At 72.0% G+C, this 17,038-nt stretch carries 20 protein-coding genes; 14 read left to right on the top strand and 6 right to left on the bottom strand.

Translation table 11 applies throughout. From position 1 onward, the window contains the following. Window positions 1-19: 19 nt before the first annotated feature. From ACGFSC_RS29705 to ACGFSC_RS29695, 3 genes are all read left to right on the top strand, one after another. Window positions 20-469: a hypothetical protein gene (locus tag ACGFSC_RS29705; RefSeq protein ID WP_359904173.1), complete on the top strand. Its 450-nt coding sequence runs from the start codon at window positions 20-22 to the stop codon at window positions 467-469. Window positions 470-506: 37 nt separating this feature from the next. Continuing rightward, entirely contained in the window at window positions 507-1,943 is a 1,437-nt protein-coding gene (locus ACGFSC_RS29700; protein WP_359904170.1) for a hypothetical protein, read from the top strand. A gap of 84 nt (window positions 1,944-2,027) precedes the next feature. After that, entirely contained in the window at window positions 2,028-3,248 is a 1,221-nt protein-coding gene (locus tag ACGFSC_RS29695) for a S8 family serine peptidase (protein WP_359904167.1), read from the top strand. Here the strand turns inward: ACGFSC_RS29695 and ACGFSC_RS29690 are convergent. Next, window positions 3,242-3,823 (bottom strand): GNAT family protein, encoded by a 582-nt coding sequence (locus ACGFSC_RS29690; protein WP_359904164.1) that lies wholly within the window; start codon window positions 3,821-3,823, stop codon window positions 3,242-3,244. The two genes, ACGFSC_RS29695 and ACGFSC_RS29690, sit on opposite strands and share 7 nt — an antisense overlap. A 206-nt stretch (window positions 3,824-4,029) precedes the next feature. On the opposite strand from ACGFSC_RS29690, the gene ACGFSC_RS29685 reads away from it, so the two are divergent. Beyond that, complete coding sequence (locus tag ACGFSC_RS29685) at window positions 4,030-4,626, top strand: DinB family protein (RefSeq protein ID WP_359904161.1); 597 nt, start codon at window positions 4,030-4,032, stop codon at window positions 4,624-4,626. Between the two features lie 30 nt (window positions 4,627-4,656). On the opposite strand, the gene ACGFSC_RS29680 is transcribed toward ACGFSC_RS29685, so the two are convergent. Continuing rightward, on the bottom strand, window positions 4,657-5,097 hold the full coding sequence (locus ACGFSC_RS29680; RefSeq protein WP_359904158.1) for a hypothetical protein: 441 nt from the start codon (window positions 5,095-5,097) through the stop codon (window positions 4,657-4,659). 598 nt (window positions 5,098-5,695) lie between these two features. Beyond that, entirely contained in the window at window positions 5,696-6,430 is a 735-nt protein-coding gene (locus ACGFSC_RS29675; protein WP_359904156.1) for a hypothetical protein, read from the bottom strand. Between the two features lie 256 nt (window positions 6,431-6,686). Here ACGFSC_RS29675 and ACGFSC_RS29670 point away from each other — a divergent pair, with 256 nt between their 5' ends. Beyond that, window positions 6,687-7,694 (top strand): hypothetical protein, encoded by a 1,008-nt coding sequence (locus tag ACGFSC_RS29670; RefSeq protein ID WP_359904153.1) that lies wholly within the window; start codon window positions 6,687-6,689, stop codon window positions 7,692-7,694. A 101-nt stretch (window positions 7,695-7,795) separates the two neighbouring features. Here ACGFSC_RS29670 and ACGFSC_RS29665 read toward each other — a convergent pair whose 3' ends face one another. Next, on the bottom strand, window positions 7,796-8,386 hold the full coding sequence (locus ACGFSC_RS29665; protein WP_359904150.1) for an isochorismatase family protein: 591 nt from the start codon (window positions 8,384-8,386) through the stop codon (window positions 7,796-7,798). 214 nt (window positions 8,387-8,600) lie between these two features. Next, on the bottom strand, window positions 8,601-9,935 hold the full coding sequence (locus ACGFSC_RS29660) for a nicotinate phosphoribosyltransferase (protein WP_359904147.1): 1,335 nt from the start codon (window positions 9,933-9,935) through the stop codon (window positions 8,601-8,603). A 140-nt stretch (window positions 9,936-10,075) separates the two neighbouring features. On the opposite strand from ACGFSC_RS29660, the gene clpS reads away from it, so the two are divergent. The 7 genes from clpS to ACGFSC_RS29625 all read left to right on the top strand — a co-directional run bounded on the left by clpS (window position 10,076) and on the right by ACGFSC_RS29625 (window position 15,040). Continuing rightward, on the top strand, window positions 10,076-10,369 hold the full coding sequence (gene clpS, locus ACGFSC_RS29655) for an ATP-dependent Clp protease adapter ClpS (RefSeq protein ID WP_049654313.1): 294 nt from the start codon (window positions 10,076-10,078) through the stop codon (window positions 10,367-10,369). Window positions 10,370-10,499: 130 nt separating this feature from the next. Further along, the gene (locus ACGFSC_RS29650; RefSeq protein ID WP_359904144.1) at window positions 10,500-11,072 is read left to right on the top strand and encodes a DUF2017 domain-containing protein; all 573 of its coding nucleotides are present in this window, start codon (window positions 10,500-10,502) and stop codon (window positions 11,070-11,072) included. Window positions 11,073-11,376: 304 nt separating this feature from the next. Continuing rightward, a complete protein-coding gene (locus ACGFSC_RS29645; protein WP_359904272.1) occupies window positions 11,377-12,765 on the top strand; it encodes an amino acid permease in 1,389 nt (462 codons plus the stop codon). 148 nt (window positions 12,766-12,913) lie between these two features. Further along, window positions 12,914-13,345 carry a M67 family metallopeptidase gene (locus ACGFSC_RS29640; protein ID WP_359904141.1) on the top strand — a complete coding sequence of 144 codons (432 nt, stop codon included), beginning with the start codon at window positions 12,914-12,916 and terminating at the stop codon, window positions 13,343-13,345. Between the two features lie 139 nt (window positions 13,346-13,484). Beyond that, a complete protein-coding gene (locus tag ACGFSC_RS29635; RefSeq protein ID WP_310593142.1) occupies window positions 13,485-13,604 on the top strand; it encodes a putative leader peptide in 120 nt (39 codons plus the stop codon). Window positions 13,605-13,720: 116 nt separating this feature from the next. Then, on the top strand, window positions 13,721-13,999 hold the full coding sequence (locus ACGFSC_RS29630; protein WP_030242903.1) for a MoaD/ThiS family protein: 279 nt from the start codon (window positions 13,721-13,723) through the stop codon (window positions 13,997-13,999). Window positions 14,000-14,071: 72 nt separating this feature from the next. After that, window positions 14,072-15,040 (top strand): cysteine synthase, encoded by a 969-nt coding sequence (locus ACGFSC_RS29625; protein WP_359904138.1) that lies wholly within the window; start codon window positions 14,072-14,074, stop codon window positions 15,038-15,040. A gap of 64 nt (window positions 15,041-15,104) precedes the next feature. On the opposite strand, the gene ACGFSC_RS29620 is transcribed toward ACGFSC_RS29625, so the two are convergent. Then, complete coding sequence (locus tag ACGFSC_RS29620; protein ID WP_380351937.1) at window positions 15,105-15,563, bottom strand: type II toxin-antitoxin system PemK/MazF family toxin; 459 nt, start codon at window positions 15,561-15,563, stop codon at window positions 15,105-15,107. 186 nt (window positions 15,564-15,749) lie between these two features. Here ACGFSC_RS29620 and ACGFSC_RS29615 point away from each other — a divergent pair, with 186 nt between their 5' ends. Both ACGFSC_RS29615 and ACGFSC_RS29610 read left to right on the top strand, forming a co-directional pair. Then, window positions 15,750-15,941, top strand: a complete 192-nt coding sequence (locus ACGFSC_RS29615; protein WP_359904135.1) for a MarR family transcriptional regulator — start codon at window positions 15,750-15,752, stop codon at window positions 15,939-15,941. Window positions 15,942-16,185: 244 nt separating this feature from the next. After that, window positions 16,186-16,932, top strand: coding sequence for an MBL fold metallo-hydrolase (locus ACGFSC_RS29610; RefSeq protein ID WP_359904132.1), 747 nt, complete (start codon window positions 16,186-16,188; stop codon window positions 16,930-16,932). The last annotated feature ends 106 nt before the right edge of the window (window positions 16,933-17,038 follow it).

Raw genomic sequence — 17,038 nt, 5'->3', positions numbered from 1 at the left:
GCACGGGGGAGGCGCCGAAATGGGATCAGGGACCACCGGAACCGGATCGACCGGCGGAGCCGGACAGGGCTACCGCATCGAAGTCGAACAACTCCGCGCCTTCGCCGGCCAAGTACGGCTGCTGCTCGCCGACTTCCAGAAACACGCCGACGGCAGCGACACGCACGGCCGCAGCGGCATCGGCAAGAACGCCTTCGGCACCTTCGCCGAAGCCACCGAGATCCACGGCCGCTACGGCACCATGCGGGACGCGCTGCGCGACGTCCTCAACCAGCTCCAGGAAGCCGTGAACGAGGCCCAGCAGAAGGCCGACCTCACCGCCGCCAACTACGAGGAGCAGGACCAGCACGCCGCCGCGAAACTCAAACTCGGCGACGACGGCTGGTCCGTCGCCCACCCCTCCGCCGGCAGCCAGGCCGCGGCCCAGCAGAACCTCACCCCGTCCACCCGCGGCAACGCCACCGTCTGACCGCCGCCCGCCCGGACCGAACGGAGGCCGACCGCCCGTGGTCTACACCGACTTCACCAAGTACAGCCACGCCCAGCTCCGCACCATGGCACAGGCCCTCGACCCCGGCGCGGTGATGGCCGCCGGAGACCCCTGGCGCAAGGCCGCCGACACCCTCAAACAGATCCGCCAGACCCTCACCAAAGCCAGCACCGAAGCCGCCACCTCCTGGGAAGGCACCACCAGCGACGCCTTCCACACCCGCATGCTCACCCTGGCCGCCAGCATCAACAACGCCGCCGCCTACGCCAACGACGCCGCCAACATCCTCCACACCGCCTCCGAAGCCATGGCCAAGGCCAAACGCGACATGCCCGAGGAACCCGGCAACTGGGACAAGGTCAAGGACACCGTCGGTGACGCCCTCTTCGGCGACGACGACGAACACCTCCCCCTCGCCGACCGCAAGAAGGCCGAAGCGGCCGCCATCATGCAAACCCTCGCCATGCACTACCGCATCGCCACCCCGGCCCTGAAGCCCCCGCCGTCACTTCAACGTCCGCCGGTTGACGAAGGCCGTGACGTCGGATCGCAGGCCGACCCGAGTGGGGCAGCCGCAGTGGCAGCCGCAGTGGTCTCGGGAACGTCGTTCGGAGTCGGGGGAACGCCTGCGAGGTCAGCAACTGCGGCCGCACCACGGCGGCCGAAGTACTCCCAGTCCCCGGTGACGGCTGGCAACACGCCCATCAGGGTGGCCGCCCCGACGGACGCCGGGATCAAGGGTGGTGTGGCGCAAGCTCCATCAAAGCTGTCGGCCGCCACGGGCAATGGTCCTGAAGCCGGTATCTCGGGTACTCCGGTGTCCCGTCCGAGCGGAAGCGTGCCGAGCCCCGTTACCTCCGGGACTCAGACGTCCGGTCTGAGTACGCCATCGCCTGCGGGCCCCACGAGTGGGCCGGTCGCCGGCGGCGGTACGCAGACGAGTGTCAGTCCTGGAGGGTCAACCATGCAGCCCACCCCGGTTGGGCCTGCTCCCGGGCAGAGCAAGGGCGGCTTCAGCGGTAGGGAGTTCGTCGTCGGTGCGACGCCGGTGGAGGGCCCGGGCCCACGCGGAGGCAGAGCCGTTGGCACTGGTGGCGGTGGTGAGGTCCATCCGGGTACGGGACCCGGGGGCCGCGGGAGAGCCGGTTCCAACCAGGCGGTGGGTGGGCCATCGGCCCGCCCGGGTGGTGCCGTCCGTGAGGCGGTTCCCGGGGCTGGAGCAGGCGGCAAACAGGCTTTCACGGAAGGCGGATCCGGGCTGGGAGCTCGCAGTCGACTGACTGCCGAATCAGGGGCCCGTGGTACGGGCGTCATGTCTCCCGGCATCCCGATGAGCGAGGCGCAGCGCCGCAGGAAGGGCCAGGGCAAGGATGGCAAACGGCCGGACTACCTGGTCGAGGACGAGGAAACCTGGGCGTCGGACAAGCCGACCAATCCGAACGTGGTGGAATGAGTTCGCTCTGTAAGCGGACAGGTGATCTGATCGCATCCCGCAGGTCGGTGATCTGCGGGATGCCTCATTGAGTGAGGTGTTCGGGTGGCGAGCCGCCTGTTGGCGCGTGGTACGGCGGCCCTTGCCGCGGGGACCTTGATCTGGGTTGTCACAGCACCAGCGGCATTGGCCGATCAGATCAGAGACCAGCAGTGGGCTTTGAAGACTTTTGAAGTAGAGACGAAGGTATGGCCAGTCAGTCAGGGCGAGGGTGTCACCGTCGCGGTGATCGACAGCGGGGTGAACCCGGACCATCAGGATCTGACCGGACAGGTCCTTCCCGGGGCTGACTTCTCCGGCACCACGTCGGACGGCCGAGTCGATGCTGACGGCCATGGCACTGGCATGGCGAGCCTGATTGCGGGGCACGGGCATGGTGCACAGGCCGGAGTGATGGGCCTGGCCCCCAAAGTGAAGATCCTTCCGATCAAGGTGAGGACGAGCGAAGGCGGCCCGGCCCCCGAGCAGAACGACCTTGCGGCGGCCATCCGCTTCGCGGTGGACCACGGCGCGAAAGTCGTCAACATGTCCATCGGGGGGCCGTTCCGCTTCGACTCGCAGGCCCGCAAGGCCGTTGCCTACGCCGTGTCGAAGGATGTCGTGCTGATCGGAGGCGCAGGCAACAGCGTCACGGATTTGAGTGTCAATTACCCGGCCGCCTTCCCCGGGGTGGTGGCTGTCGGGGCAGCCGACTCCAAGGGGGGTGTATGGAACAGCTCAAAGCCGGGCCCGGAACTCACACTTCTTGCGCCCGGCGTGGAGATCTACCGTGCTTCGGCGAAGTCCCAGACGAGCTACGCGATCGGGAACGGCACTTCTGACTCCACCGCCTATGTTTCCGCCACGGCCGCGCTCATTCGCTCCAAATACCCAAGCCTGTCGGCTGGGCAGGTGATTAATCGCGTGATCAAGTCGGCCGCTCCGCCGCTCGACGGGGCTGCAGTGCCCAATAGCAACTATGGCTACGGGGTGCTCTCGCCGGCAAAGGCGCTGGAACCGAACTCCGCCGTGGACAACGGTCCCCGGGAGAATCCGCTCGTCAATCGAGTGGAATCGCTGGGCACCCCGCCTCCGGTGGCTGAGGAGAGCGACGAGCCCTCCGTGGAGCCGATGGTCCCCGAGGGGGACCGCGGGAGCAGCGGGAGCGGGGTGGGGGTCGTGGTGGGGGTGGCGGCCGGGGGTTTGGTGTTGGTGGTCGGTGGCGTCGTGGCGCTCGTGGTGCGGGCGCGGCGGCGGGGGGCGGCGGGTGGGGGTTCGTATCAGTGAGTGGTGAGCCATTCGTCGCGTAGGGCGGCCATCTGGAGGACGTCCCAGTAGCGGTTGTCCCAGTGGTGGGCCTGGCGGGAGCGGCCTTCGAGGGTGAAGCCGGATTTGCGGTAGGCGTGGGCGGCGCGTTCGTTGTACTCGAAGACTTCGAGGTGGACGCGGTTGAGGCGGATGGTCTCGAAGGCGTGGCGCAGGACCAGGAGGGTGGTCTCGGTGCCGATGCCGCGGCCGGTGCTGTCCGGGGTGAGGGCGATCCGGAAGCTGGCGGAGGAGTTGTCGGGGTCGACGTCGGTGAGGGCGGTTTCGCCGAGGAAGCGGCCGGTGGTGGGGTCCTCGACGGCGAGGTCGAGGCGGTCGGGCTGGTCGGGGCGGGTGGCGCACCATTGGTGGATCCGGTCGCGGGTGAAGACGGTGCGGGTGCCGGTGAGCCGGTTGGTCGTCTTGTCGGTGCAGAGTTCCCACATCGGGTCGGTGTGCCGTTCGTCGAGGGGGACGAGCCGGATGGTGGGGCCGTGCAGGGTGGGTTTCACGGCGAGGGCGGCGAGGTCGGCGGGGTTGGTGGTGTCGGCGGTCATGGCGTTCAGGATGGCGGGCCGGTTTCCGGTTCGTCCACGTATTTGATCCCGGTGGTGCGGGTGCGCATCGGGTTGGTGTGCGCGCGGGGATGGGGGCGTGTGATGAGGGAATGCGCCGGTCGGTGCGCCGGGGGTGGCAGCATTTCGGCGATCGCTGGCGTCATTGCCACTGGTGGGGCTTGTCGGGTGGTGGAGATGCTGGGCCCATGAGCGCTTCTGAGAGCACGCCGGTCGAGAGCACGTCGATCGCCGCCACCGACAGCACCGACGCCGGGATCGTCCCGGACACCAAGGACTGGACCTGGGTGTTGGAACGCCCGTGTCCCGACTGCGGGTTGGACACTCCGCGGGTGGTCCGGGAGGACGTTGCGGGGATGGTCCGGGCCAATGCGGAGGGCTGGCTGACGGTGCTGGCGGGGGAGGCGGACGGACTGCGCCGCAGGCCCGCCGCGGGGGTGTGGTCGGACCTGGAGTACGCGTGCCACGTCCGGGACGTCTTCCGGCTGTTCGAGGTCCGGCTGGGCCTGATGCTGGACCGGGAGGACCCGCTGTTCCCGAACTGGGACCAGGACGACACGGCCGTCGCAGAGCGCTACGGGGAGCAGGACCCGAAGGTCGTGGCCGGGGAGCTGGCGGAGGCCGCGGAGAGGCTCGCAGGGGCCTTTGAGCGGGTGGCCGGCGAGCAGTGGGGGCGGACCGGGAACCGCAGCGACGGGGCGCGGTTCACGGTCGAGTCGTTCGCCCGGTACCTGATCCACGACCCGGTGCACCATCTGTTCGACGTGACGGGCGAACGGGTCTGAGGCCGGGCCGGGGGCGGCGGGGGCGCGGGGTCACCAGCCGGAGGCCTCGCGCAGCATGGTGCGGCGCAGCCGTCCGGCCACGCTGGCGGCGTCGGTGCCGATGACGTCGGCGATCTCGGGGGCGGCGAGGCCGACGACGTAGTGCAGGATCGCCAGGTCGTCCTCGGCCGGGCGCCGGTCCGGGTCGGCGGTCACCCGGCGGGTGTGTTCGGCGACGGTGCCGCGCAGGATTTCCCAGGCGTGCGCGGTCGGGTTGGAGCTGCCCATCAACTCCCGCCAGTGCACCGCGATTTCCGCGAAGGCCTGCTGGACGGCGATGGCCGCGGCGGCGTGCTCGGTCAGCCACACGCGCGCATAGCTGAGGTACCGGGGGCGGTGGAGTTCGCAGAACGCGGTGAACTCCAGTGGTACGTCCGCCGGCTCGCCGGGCCCCGGGGGCGGCTCGGCGGAACTCTCGTGACGGTTGGTCATCTCGGCTTCTCGGAAAGGGAGATGGGTTTCTGACGGTCGATCATCTGTGCTCACTCTACGGTAGGCCCTCGGTGCGCTGGGTGACCAATCCGATGGAATGCCCGGAACCCGCCGCCGCCAGGCCGGTTCCGGTGGCGACCGGGTGCGGCGCGGCGGCGGGACGGCCGGGAAGGCGGCCGGCGAGGGCCGGCGGGGCAGTACTGCGCAGTGACGGGGGACTCGTAGGTGCGAGGGTGTCGCAGCTGGTCAGAGCGTGTAGGACGGCTGTGGCTGCAAGGCAGTTGATGTGACACCGTAGGGCCTGAGGAGGCTGGCGTCCACGCTCAGGGCGCGAACCTGCGCCCGCACAACCACCCGCACAACCGCACTCACGATCGTCGCGGAGATCACCACGGACGGGGACACGGTCGTCATCACGGTGACGGTCGTGCGCGCGGCGTTGACGGCGTCGACGGCGTGCGCGTCGGGGCGGTTCCGTGGCGGCCGGGCGCCGCCGGGCACATCGACCGCGCCCCGGCGGCCTGAACGGGACCGGCCTGAACGGAACCGGCCTGAACGGGACCGGCCGGGGCGGGAGGGCGGGCGGAGCGGCCGCCGGTCAGGAGGTCGTACGGGCCTCCGTGGGGGTGATCCGGTCGACGGCGGTGTCCCGCTCGACCTGGGTCGGGAAGGCTTCGACGGCCCGTCGCCGGGCCGCCTGTGCCACTGCTGCGGCCGCGGCCGCAGCCGCCGCGGCTGCTCCGGCGGCGGCCTCCTCGCGCTCGCGCCGGTGCGCGGCGCCCGCGGCGTGCGTCCCGGAGCCGTGCGTTGCGGAGCCGTGCGGGCCGACGGCGTGCGTCCCGGAGCCGTGCGGGCCGACGGAGAGCGCCCCGGAGGCGTGCGGACCGGTGGAGAGCGCCCCGGAGCCGTGCGTCCCCGGGGTGTGCGTCCCCGGGGTGTGCCCGCCGCCCGTGACGGCTCCGGGGGCGTGCTCACCGGCGGGCTGCCCCGGGGCCCGTCGTCGGCGGCCGAGTGCGGCCCGGGCGGCGTGTTCCTCGGCAGCCTGTCTAGCGGCCAGGTAGGCCTGTACGGCGGCCATGCCGTAGACGGGCTGGATGAGCTGATGGCCCTTGAAGAAGGGCCTGGCCGGGGCGAACCCGGCGGCGACCACGAGGTCGCGGATCTCTGCTATCTCGGCTTCACTGCGGGCGGTGAAGCGGACCTCCCAGCCCTTCTTGTACGTATGGCCCTTTTCGCCGCTGCGGCGGGCGGGGTCCGGGCGGCGGACGTATCCGGGCAGGCGGCCGAGGCGGAGCTGGGCCGCGCGGAGGCCGGCGGTCTCGTCACGTGACATGACGTAAGCCTAGGCAATCCCCGGGGCGGGATTGACGCCTTGGGCATCCCTCGCCGTATGCCTTTGATCACTCTGGGTCAGGCGACCAGGTCGACGATCGTTTTCGATCACATATGACAACCTGATGAGCGTCAATTACTCCAAATGAGTGAGGGTATGAGGACTTTAGTGCGGGCTGATCCCGGTTTCGCGACGGTTGAGTAACAGTGCGTCAGGGTCCCGGTCGCGGGTCCGGGGGGTTGGGGATGGTGTCGGCATGAGCTACCGGATTCCGATGCCGCCGCCGTCCCTGGAGGAGCTGGCGAAGCGTCAGCAGAACGTCGTCACCGCGAGCCAGTTGCGCGCCCGGGGCGTGCCGGCCCGGATCATCACCGAGCACTGTCGCCGGGGTGGACCCTGGCAGCGGATGCTTCCCAGGGTCTACCTGCTGCAGGCCGCCGAGCCCACCCCCGAGCAGCGGATGTGGGCCGCGCTGCTGTACGCCGCGCAGAACGGTCGCGAGGAGGGTCGCCGGGAGGGTGCGGTGATCACCGGCACGGCCGCGCTGGCGCTGTACGGCTTCACCGTCGTGCCCCGGCTGCCCGCGGTGACGGGGGTGGACGTCCTGGTGCCCCGGCAGCGCCGGCTGAAGGACGTCGGTGAGGTCCGGATCCGGCGCACCGAACGGGAGTTGGTGGCCCGCTCGGTGCACGGGCTGGCCTGTGCGCCGGTGGCCCGGGCGGTGGCCGACGCGCTGGTCGAGTGGACGGCGGAGCCGTCGGGCGGCCCGGCCCCGGTGCGCGAGGTGCTGAGGGAGGCCCTCGTTCTGCCCGGGAACCACTGCACGGTGCGGGAGTTGGTGGCCGAGCTGACCGACTCCGGGTTGACCTGCGAGCCTCGGGTGCGTGCCGCGCTGGACGAACTGCTGGCCACCGAGCGGGATTTGGTGTTGGAGCGGCTGGGGAGCCTGATGGACGAGTGGCTGCTGCCGGCGCCGCTGAGCGCCCCCGAGCTGCGGATGCGCGGCGGTACGTACATCGCCGTCCCGGACCTCTACTGGCCGGAGCGGGGCGTCGCGGTGGAGGTGGACTCGGAGCTGCGCTGCGTGAGCGAGGGCGAGGCCGCCTGGGTGCGCGGCGGCCAGCACCGGATGGAGTACCTGGGCGTCCGCGTGGTGTACGTCTGCGGGGCCCGGCTGGCCGCCGACCCGGACGTGGTCGGCGGCGAACTGCGCGAGGCGTACCGGGCCGGCGGGACGGACGTGGTGGAGCTGCTGGTGGTCTGAGCGGCCCCGCGGGCACGCCCAGGCGAGCACGACCCCGCGGCCGTGCCCCCGCGAACACACACCCCCCCGCGAGCACCCCCCGGGCGCGGCCCCGGGAGCCGCTACGGACGGACCAGCGGTGTGCCGACCAGCTCGACCCCGGCCGCCCGCAGCTCGGCCAGCGCGGCGGCGGTGGTCTCCGCGGCGACCCCGGCGGTGAGGTCCAGCAGCACCCGGGTGCTGAAGCCCGCCCGGGCCGCGTCCAGCGCGGTCGCCCGGACGCAGTGGTCGGTGGCGATGCCGACCACGTCGATCTGGTCGACCTGCCGCTCGCGCAGCCACTCCACCGGACCGCGGTTGTTCTCGTCCAGCCCCTCGAAGCCGCTGTACGCCGCCGAGTGGGCGCCCTTGTCGAAGACCGCCTCGACCGCGCCGGAGATGACGGCGGGTGCGAAGTTGGGGTGGAAGCCCACGCCCTCGGTGCCGGCCACGCAGTGCGGCGGCCAGCTGTCGACGTAGTCCGGTTCGGCGGAGAAGTGGTCGCCCGGGTCGATGTGGTGGTCGCGGGTGGCGAGGATGTGGTGGTAGCCGGGGGAGGACTCGGCGATCAGGTCGGTGATGGCGGCGGCCACCTCGGCGCCGCCGGCGACGGCCAGGCTGCCGCCCTCGCAGAAGTCGTTCTGCACGTCGACGACGATCAGTGCCCGGTGCATGGCTCGCATCCTCGGATCTCGGGGGCCCGCGGGAGGCGGCGCCCCGGTGGGGGGAGCCCTCGGGAGTACGCGGCCCGGCCGCGGCGGGCGCGGGGGGTACTCGGGGAGCTCCGGGGGAACTCGGGGAACTCTACGGTCGACTGTAGGGAGTGGCGCGCGGGGGCGGAAGTCCCCGGGGCCGGTCCGGTGGGCCGGTCCCGGCCCCGGGTTCCGGTCAGTGGGCCGGCCCGGCGGGCAGGACCAGTTCGGTCGGCAGCACCGGGTCGCCCTTGGACAGTTGGGTGGCCGACAGCGGCAGGGCGGCGCGGGCGCGCACGTGCCGTTCGCGGGCGGCGCTCAGCGGCTCCCGGCCGACGGTCTCGCCGTCCAGCACCAGCGGCACCTGCATCAGGTGCGGGCGCAGCCCGTCCGGGACGGGTCCGGTGCCGACCACCTCGGCCTCGGCGACGCCGTCGGCGTCGGGCCGGCGGGCCGCCCACTTGCGGCCGCCGATGCTGGTCTTGCCGCCGGCCGCGCGCTTGGCGACCGGCACCATCGGCCCGCCCTCGGTCTCGGCGCGGGCGACCAGCTTGTAGACCATCGCGCAGGTCGGGTGGCCGCTGCCGGTGACCAGGCTGGTGCCGACGCCGTAGCCGTCCACCGGTGCGGCGGCCAGGGCGGCGATCGCGTACTCGTCGAGGTCGGAGGTGACGATGATCCTGGTCCGGTCGGCGCCGAGCTCGTCCAGCTGGCGGCGGACCCGGTGGGCCAGCAGGGTGAGGTCGCCGGAGTCGATCCGGACGGCGCCCAGTTCGGGGCCGGCCACCTCGACGGCGGTGCGCACGGCCTCGCGCAGGTCGAAGGTGTCGACCAGCAGCGTGGTGCCCTTGCCCATGGAGGCGATCTGCGCCGTGAAGGCGTCCCGTTCGCTGTCGTGCACCAGGGTGAAGGCGTGGGCGGCGGTGCCGGTGGTCGGGATGCCGTGGGTGTAGCCGGCCTCCAGGTCGGAGGTGGCGGCGAAGCCGGCCACGTAGGCCGCTCGGGCGGCGGCGACGGCGGCGTGCTCGTGGGCGCGGCGGGCGCCCATCTCGATCACCGGGCGGCCGCCGGCGGCGGCGGTCATCCGGGAGGCGGCGGCGGCGATGGCCGAGTCGTGGTTGAGGATCGAGAGGATCACCGTCTCCAGGATCACGGCCTCGGCGAAGCTGCCCTCGACGGTGAGCAGCGGCGAGCCGGGGAAGTAGACCTCTCCCTCGGGGTAGCCGTGGATGTCGCCGCGGAAGCGGTAGTCGGCGAGGAAGCGCAGGGTGGTCTCGTCGACCACGTCCTGGTCGGCGAGCCAGTCCAGCTGGGGGGTGGTGAAGCGGAAGTTCTCGACGGCGTCCAGGACCCGACCGGTGCCGGCCATGACGCCGTATCGGCGGCCGCTCGGCAGGCGGCGGGTGAAGACCTCGAAGACGGAGCGGCGGTGCGCGGCCCCGCTGCGCAGGGCGGCCTGCAGCATGGTGAGCTCGTAGCGGTCGGTGAGCAGCGCGGTCGAGCCGGCCGCGCGCACGGAAGTGGCGTCCATACGGATGATGCTACTACCACTTAGCGTCAGAGTGACGATTTCTCGGCGAGCGTGCCGGGCCGGAATCGCCGGGGTGTCCCCCGGATGGCAGCATGGGGCATGAGGGGTTACGGACGACTGTGCAGCGAGGAGGACCCGGCTTGAGCGTCGCGCCCGTGGAGATCGAGCGCCCGGAGGTCGAGGGGGTGCCGGTGACCGAGCCGGACACGCCCTGGGTGACCATCGTGCACAACGACCCGGTCAATCTGATGAGCTACGTCCAGTACGTCTTCCAGGCCTACTTCGGCTATCCGAAGGACAAGGCCCGGAAGCTGATGATGGACGTCCACACCAAGGGCCGGGCGGTGGTCTCCAGCGGCTCCCGCGAGGAGATGGAGCGCGACGTCCAGGCGATGCACGGCTACGGCCTCTGGGCGACGCTGCAGCACGACTGACGCCGGACCGACCGGCGCCGGCCGGACGGGCGCCGGCGCGACCGGCGCACAGGCGGCCGGGGCCGGCCCGACGGGTGCCGGACCGCCGGCCGTACGACCGAAGACGACGAAGACGGGCTGACCGATACAGATGGCTGGGTTGTTCGAGAGTGCCGGCGGTGGCGGCGCGGCGATCGCGCTGGACGAGTGGGAGGCCTCCATCCTGCGCTCGCTGGAAGTGCAGTTGCTGGAGCTGATCGGCCCCGGCCCGGGCGGGGAGGGTGACGACCCCTTGGCCGCGCTGTTCGCCGAGGGCCCGACCGAGGCTCCCGCCGACCCGGCGCTGGCCCGGCTCTTCCCGGACGCCTACGGCGACCCGGGGAAGCCGGAGGACGAGGAGGCCAGGATCGCGTCCGGCGAGTTCCGCCGCTTCACCGAGCTGGACCTGCGGGCCCGCAAGCGGGACGACGCGCTGTTCGTGGTCCGGGCGCTGGACGGCCTCGGCGACGGCGGGGTGCTCAAGCTGGCGGTGCCCGACTGTCAGCGCTGGCTGGGCGCGCTGAACGACCTGCGGCTGGCCGTCGGCGTCCGCTTGGAGGTCACCGAGGACGACGAGGACGGCCTCTACGAGCTGCCGGACGGCGACGAGCGCAAGCCGCTGGTGATGGCGTACCTGTGGCTGGGGGCCCTGCAGGAGTCGCTGCTGGAGGCCATGGCGGACTGAGTCCGAGCGGAACCGTCCCTCGGGAGAGCGATCCTGCCCGATTCCGGGCAAGCCCCGGCCGTTTCGTCCAGAATGTGGACGATTGGCCGGGGCATTTCTTATGAAAATCGGGCAAACCATACCAGGTCATGCTCAAATAACGCTCAGATGGACACCGCTGTCCGAACTTCGCGTGGTACGACTTCTCCACCCCCGAGACCGACCAGGACGGTGCACAGTGGCCGAGAAGTTGTACGACGAAAGGGTCGACAGCGCGGCGGACGGCGAAGGCTACGAGCGCGGGCTCGGCAGCCGCCAGATCCAGATGATCGCGATCGGCGGAGCGATCGGCACCGGCCTGTTCCTCGGCGCCGGCACCGCGATCTCCCGCTCCGGCCCGAGCCTGATCCTCTCCTACGCCGTCGCCGGCCTGGTGATCTTCGTGATCATGCGGGCGCTCGGCGAACTGCTCACCTACCGACCGGTCTCCGGCAGCTTCGCCGAGTACGCCCGGGAGTTCCTCGGCTCCTTCGCCGGCTACGTGACCGGCTGGACGTACTGGCTGTTCTGGGTCGTCACCGGCATGGCGGAGACCACCGCCGCCGCCGTCTACGTGCGGTTCTGGGCGCCCGACATACCGCAGTGGGTCAGTGCGCTGACCTTCCTGGTCCTGCTCTACGCGGCCAACCTGATCTCGGTGAAGCTGTTCGGCGAGATCGAGTTCTGGTTCTCCATGGTCAAGGTCACCGCCATCATCGGCATGATCCTGATCGGCGTCGGGGTGCTGACCCTCGGCTTCAGCAAGGCCGGTGACACCGCGTCGCTCGGCCACCTCTGGCAGGACGGCGGCTTCTTCCCCCGGGGCATCGGCTCCACCGTGATGACCCTTCAGATCGTCATGTTCGCCTACCTGGGCGTCGAACTCGTCGGCGTCACCGCGGGCGAGAGCGAGAACCCCGAGAAGACCCTGCCGCGGGCCATCAACACCCTGCCCTGGCGGATCATGCTGTTCTACATCGGCGCGCTGGTGGTCATCCTCTCGCTCGTGCCGTGGACCGAATTCCGGCCCGGAGTCAGCCCGTTCGTCGCCGCCTTCGGCAAGATCGGCATCCCGGCGGCGGCCGGCATCATCAACTTCGTGGTGCTCACCGCCGCGCTCTCCTCCTGCAACTCCGGGATGTACTCCACCGGCCGCATGCTGCGCGACCTCGCGCTGCGCGGCCAGGCCCCGGGACGGCTCACCAGGCTCAACTCCCGCCGCACCCCGGCCTTCGCGATCACCGTCTCCTGTCTGCTGATGGGGATCGGCGTGGTGCTCAACGGCGTCGTCCCGGCGCGGGCGTTCGAGTACATCACCTCGGTCGCCACGGTCTGCGGCCTGTGGACCTGGGCGATGATCCTGATCTCCCAGATCCGCTACCGCCGGGCCTGGCGGGCCGGCCAGCTGCCGGCGCCCACCTTCAAGGCGCCCGGCGGCTCCTGGGTCAGCTGGGCCGCGCTCGCCTTCCTCGCCCTGGTCGTGGTGCTGATCGGACTGGACCGGGACAACCGGATCTCGCTGTTCGTCTTCCCGTGCTGGGCCGTGCTGCTGGTGGTCGGCTACCAGGTGCTCAAGCGCCGCGACCCGCGAGCCCTCCACGACGTCGCCGCGGACCGGCAGCCCGCCGCCGACGGCAGCCTGCCCGCCGGCGACGGGAGCCTGGACGCCCGCTGACCGGGCCCGGACGCCACGGCCCGGCCACGGCCCCGACCCCGGCGCCACGGACCGGACGCGGACACCCGCCGGCCGGACGTGGACACCCACCGACCGCGCCTCGGACGCCCCGGCGGACAGCCGCCGGGGCGTGGCTATCCTGGCCCGCATGCTGACCATCACCCGAGAACTCCGCGACCGGATCGTGGCCCACGCCCGCGCCGACCACCCGGACGAGGCCTGCGGCGTGGTCGCCGGACCGGCCGGCAGCGGCCGGCCCGAGCGGTTCGTCCCGATGCTCAACGCCGCCCGCTCGCCCACCTTCTACGAGTTCGACTCGGGCGACCTGCTCAAGCTCTACCGCGAGATGGACGACCGGGACGAGGAGCCGGTGATCGTCTACCACTCGCACACCGCGACCGAGGCCTACCCCTCGCGCACCGACGTGAGCTACGCCTCCGAGCCGTTCGCCCACTACGTCCTGGTCTCCACCGCCGAGGGCGAGGGCGAGGACGACCCGTACCAGTTCCGCTCGTTCCGCATCGTGGACGGCGAGATCACAGAGGAAGACGTGCAGGTCGTCGAGGCCTACCCGGTCTGACCGGCACCCCCGCGGACGCGGCCCGCCGACCCCTCCCGAAGGGGCGGCGGGCCGCTGTCGTCTCAGCCCTGGGAACGGGAACATCCGGATCCCGAGACGGCCATGTCGGAGCGGGCCCGGGAATCTATACGATGAGCCCATGCGTTCCGTCGATGTGAGCACTCAGGCCCCGGGCACCCGCCTCGTGGCGCGCCTGCACATCGACCTGTGCCGGCACGCCGGTGCGATCTGTCCCGGCACGCCCGCGCGCTCGCGCTGAGAGCCGCTTCACCACCTCACCCGGGCCCGCCGCCCCCGGCGACGCCGAGCCCGGGCGACCGCCCCGCCGCCTCCGCCGCGGCCCACTCACTCCACGACTCGCCCAGGAGCGCACTCATGGCCATCGAGGTCCGCATCCCGACCATCCTCCGCACCTACACCGACGGCGCCAAGGCCGTCGAGGGCAACGGCAGCAACCTCGGGGAACTCTTCACCGACCTCGACGCCCGCCACCCGGGCATCGCCGCCCGCCTGGTCGAGGGGGGCGAGCTGCGCCGCTTCGTCAACGTCTACCTGAACGACGAGGACGTCCGCTTCCTGGAGGGCATCTCCACCGCCCTCGCCGACGGCGACAGCGTCACCATCCTGCCCGCCGTGGCCGGCGGCGCCCGCTGACCTCCCGGTTCCCCCGCCCGCACGGCGGGGGAACCGCCCTCTCCACCCCACCGCCTTGGCCGGAGGCCCCCCTTGCGTTACGACAGTCCGCTCGAAGCCGTCGGCAACACCCCGCTGGTCCGTCTGCCGAGGCTGTCCGCCGCCGTCCCCGGCAACGCCGACGGCCTGGTGAGCCTCTGGGCCAAGCTGGAGGACCGCAACCCGACCGGCTCGATCAAGGACCGCCCGGCCCTGCACATGATCGAGCGCGCCGAGGCCGACGGCCGGCTCACCCCCGGCTGCACCGTCCTGGAGCCCACCAGCGGCAACACCGGCATCTCGCTGGCCATGGCCGCCAAGCTCAAGGGCTACCGGATGGTCTGCGTGATGCCGGAGAACACCAGCGAGGAGCGGCGCGAACTGCTCCGCATGTGGGGCGCCGAGATCATCCCCTCCCCGGCGGCCGGCGGCTCCAACACCGCCGTACGGATGGCCAAGGAGATCGCCGCCGAGCACCCCGACTGGGTGATGCTCTACCAGTACGGCAACCCCGACAACGCGGGCGCCCACTACACCGGCACCGGCCCCGAGATCCTCGCCGACCTGCCCACCGTCACCCACTTCGTGGCGGGCCTCGGCACCACCGGCACCCTGATGGGCGTCGGCCGCTACCTGCGCGAGAAGGTCCCCGGCGTGAGGATCGTCGCCGCCGAACCGCGCTACGACGACGTGGTGTACGGGCTGCGCAACCTCGACGAGGGCTTCGTCCCCGAGCTGTACGACGCCGAGGTGCTCACCACCCGCTTCTCGGTCGGCTCCGCGGACGCCGTCCGCCGCACCCGCGAACTCCTCCAGCAGGAGGGCATCTTCGCGGGCGTCTCGACCGGCGCCATCCTGCACGCGGCGATCGGCGTCGGGCGCAAGGCGGCGGCCGCGGGGGAGCGCGCGGACATCGTCTTCGTGGTCGCCGACGGCGGCTGGAAGTACCTGTCCACCGGCATCTACACCGCCGAGTCCACCGAGGCCGCGGTCGAGGCGCTGCAGGGCCAGCTCTGGGCGTAGGGCCCAGGGGCCAGGGCCCGTCCCGTGGATCCTCGCCGGGCCCGCGGCATCCGGGGGCAGGCCGCTAACCGCGCGGCAGCGCCCGCTGCGCCCGGGCCCAGACCTGCCGGTCCACCGCGCCGGCCCGGCGGCGGAAGGCCGACAGCGGTACCTCGCGCAGCTCGTCGGTCTCCAGCCAGCTGGCCCGGCCCTCCCGGTCACCCACCGTCCCGGGCGGCAGCGGCAGTACGCCCGGGCGTTCCGCGTGGTGCTTGCTGGTGATCTTGGCGACGGTGGCGGTCCGGCCGTGCACCCGCAGCACCAGGCACGGGCGGTCCTTGGACCCGGGCCCGTCCTCGAACGGCACCTGCGCCCACCAGATCTCCTGCGGCTCGGGGCCGGCCCCCGGCCGCGGCTTCGGGCCGGTCGGCCCGGACGGGCGCGGGGCCGGGCGGGTGCGCCGCACCAGCGCCGCCGCGGCGGCGGCCAGCAGCGCGACGCCCAGCAGCGACAGGACGAGCCAGGTAGCGGTCATGCCGTTCATGCGGCGAACCGTACCGGGCCGGGGTGAACGCCACTACCGTGCCGGCCGTGACGGTCGGGCATATGTCCGCGCATTGCTCCCGGTTCGTCACGGAACTGCCACAATGCCCGTTCTGCGCCCGGAGTCCCGGCCGGTCCGGCAAGGCTGCGTCACGAACGTCCGCCCCCGTCCCCCGGAGGTGCCCCCGTGACCCGTGGCCCCGAGCTGTGGTCCTGCGCCGAGATCGCCCGCCACATCAACGTCCGGCCCGCGACCGTCCGCAGTTACCGCCGGCACCGGCTGCTGCCCGATCCGGACGTGATCGACGGCAGCGGCCGCCCGCGGTGGTACCCGTTCACCATCCGTACCTGGGCCCGCAACCGGCCCCGGCGCCGCTGATCCCCGGCCCGTCAACCACCCCCGCTCCAGCTCCCGGCGTTCTGGTGATTCCGCCCACAGCCCGGCACGGGGACGGGGGCAAAGTGCCGCTCCGCCCTTACCCTCGACACACCAACGCAGTGCTACCGGCCGGTTCGCCGCGCCCGGCCTGCCGTTTTCCATGCCGTTTTCCACGCTGTCCGGTGGAGGACGGCGATGCCGTTTTCCAGCAGCAGCCAGGATGTGTCGGGGCGGAGGGGCTCGGATGAAACTGACCGTGGTGGGGTGTTCGGGGAGCTTCCCGGCCGCCGACTCGCCCTGCTCCAGCTACCTGGTCGAGGCCGAGGGCTACCGCGTCGTGCTCGACCTCGGCAACGGAGCCCTCGGTGCCCTCCAGAAGTACACCGGCCTCTACGACGTCGACGCCGTCCTGCTCAGCCACCTGCACGCCGACCACTGCGTCGACCTGTGCGCCTACTGGGTGGCGCGCAACTACCGCGCCGAGGGCTGCCCCGAACTGCTGCCCGTGTACGGTCCGGCCGGCACCGCCGAGCGGCTCGCCCGCGCCTACGACATGCCGGAGAACCCCGGGATGAAGGAGGTGTTCGAGTTCCGCACGCTCACCCCCGGCAGCTTCGAGCTCGGCCCGTTCCGGATCGGCGTCGCCCAGGTCAACCACCCCGTCGACGCCTTCGCCTTCCGGCTGGAGCACGACGGCCGCTCGCTGGTCTACAGCGGGGACACCGGCGAGAGCGCCGAACTCGTCGAACTCGCCCGCGACACCGACCTCTTCCTCTGCGAGGCGGCGTACATCGACGGGCGCGACACCTATCGGGCCGTCCACCTCAACGGCCGCGAGGCGGGCGAGCACGCCGCCGCGGCCGGCGCCCGCCGGCTCGTCCTCACCCACATCCCCCCGTGGACCGACGCCGAGCACAACCGGCGGGACGCCGCGGCCGCCTACCCGGGGCCGGTCGAGGTCGCCCGGGCCGGTGCGGTGTACGAGGTCTGAGCAGCCCGGCGGGGGTTGCGCGGGATGCCGCGGAAGTCCCGGGAAAAAGTTCCGGGACGACCTGCAACCTCGCCGCCCCCCGTACGTCCTAGTAGGTGAGCGGCGG

It is taken from the genome of Kitasatospora sp. NPDC048715 (assembly GCF_043198905.1).
Lineage (GTDB): Bacteria > Actinomycetota > Actinomycetes > Streptomycetales > Streptomycetaceae > Kitasatospora > Kitasatospora lactacystinica.
Note: the sequence above shows the minus strand (reverse complement) of the source record. Positions and strands in the feature narration are given on the sequence as shown.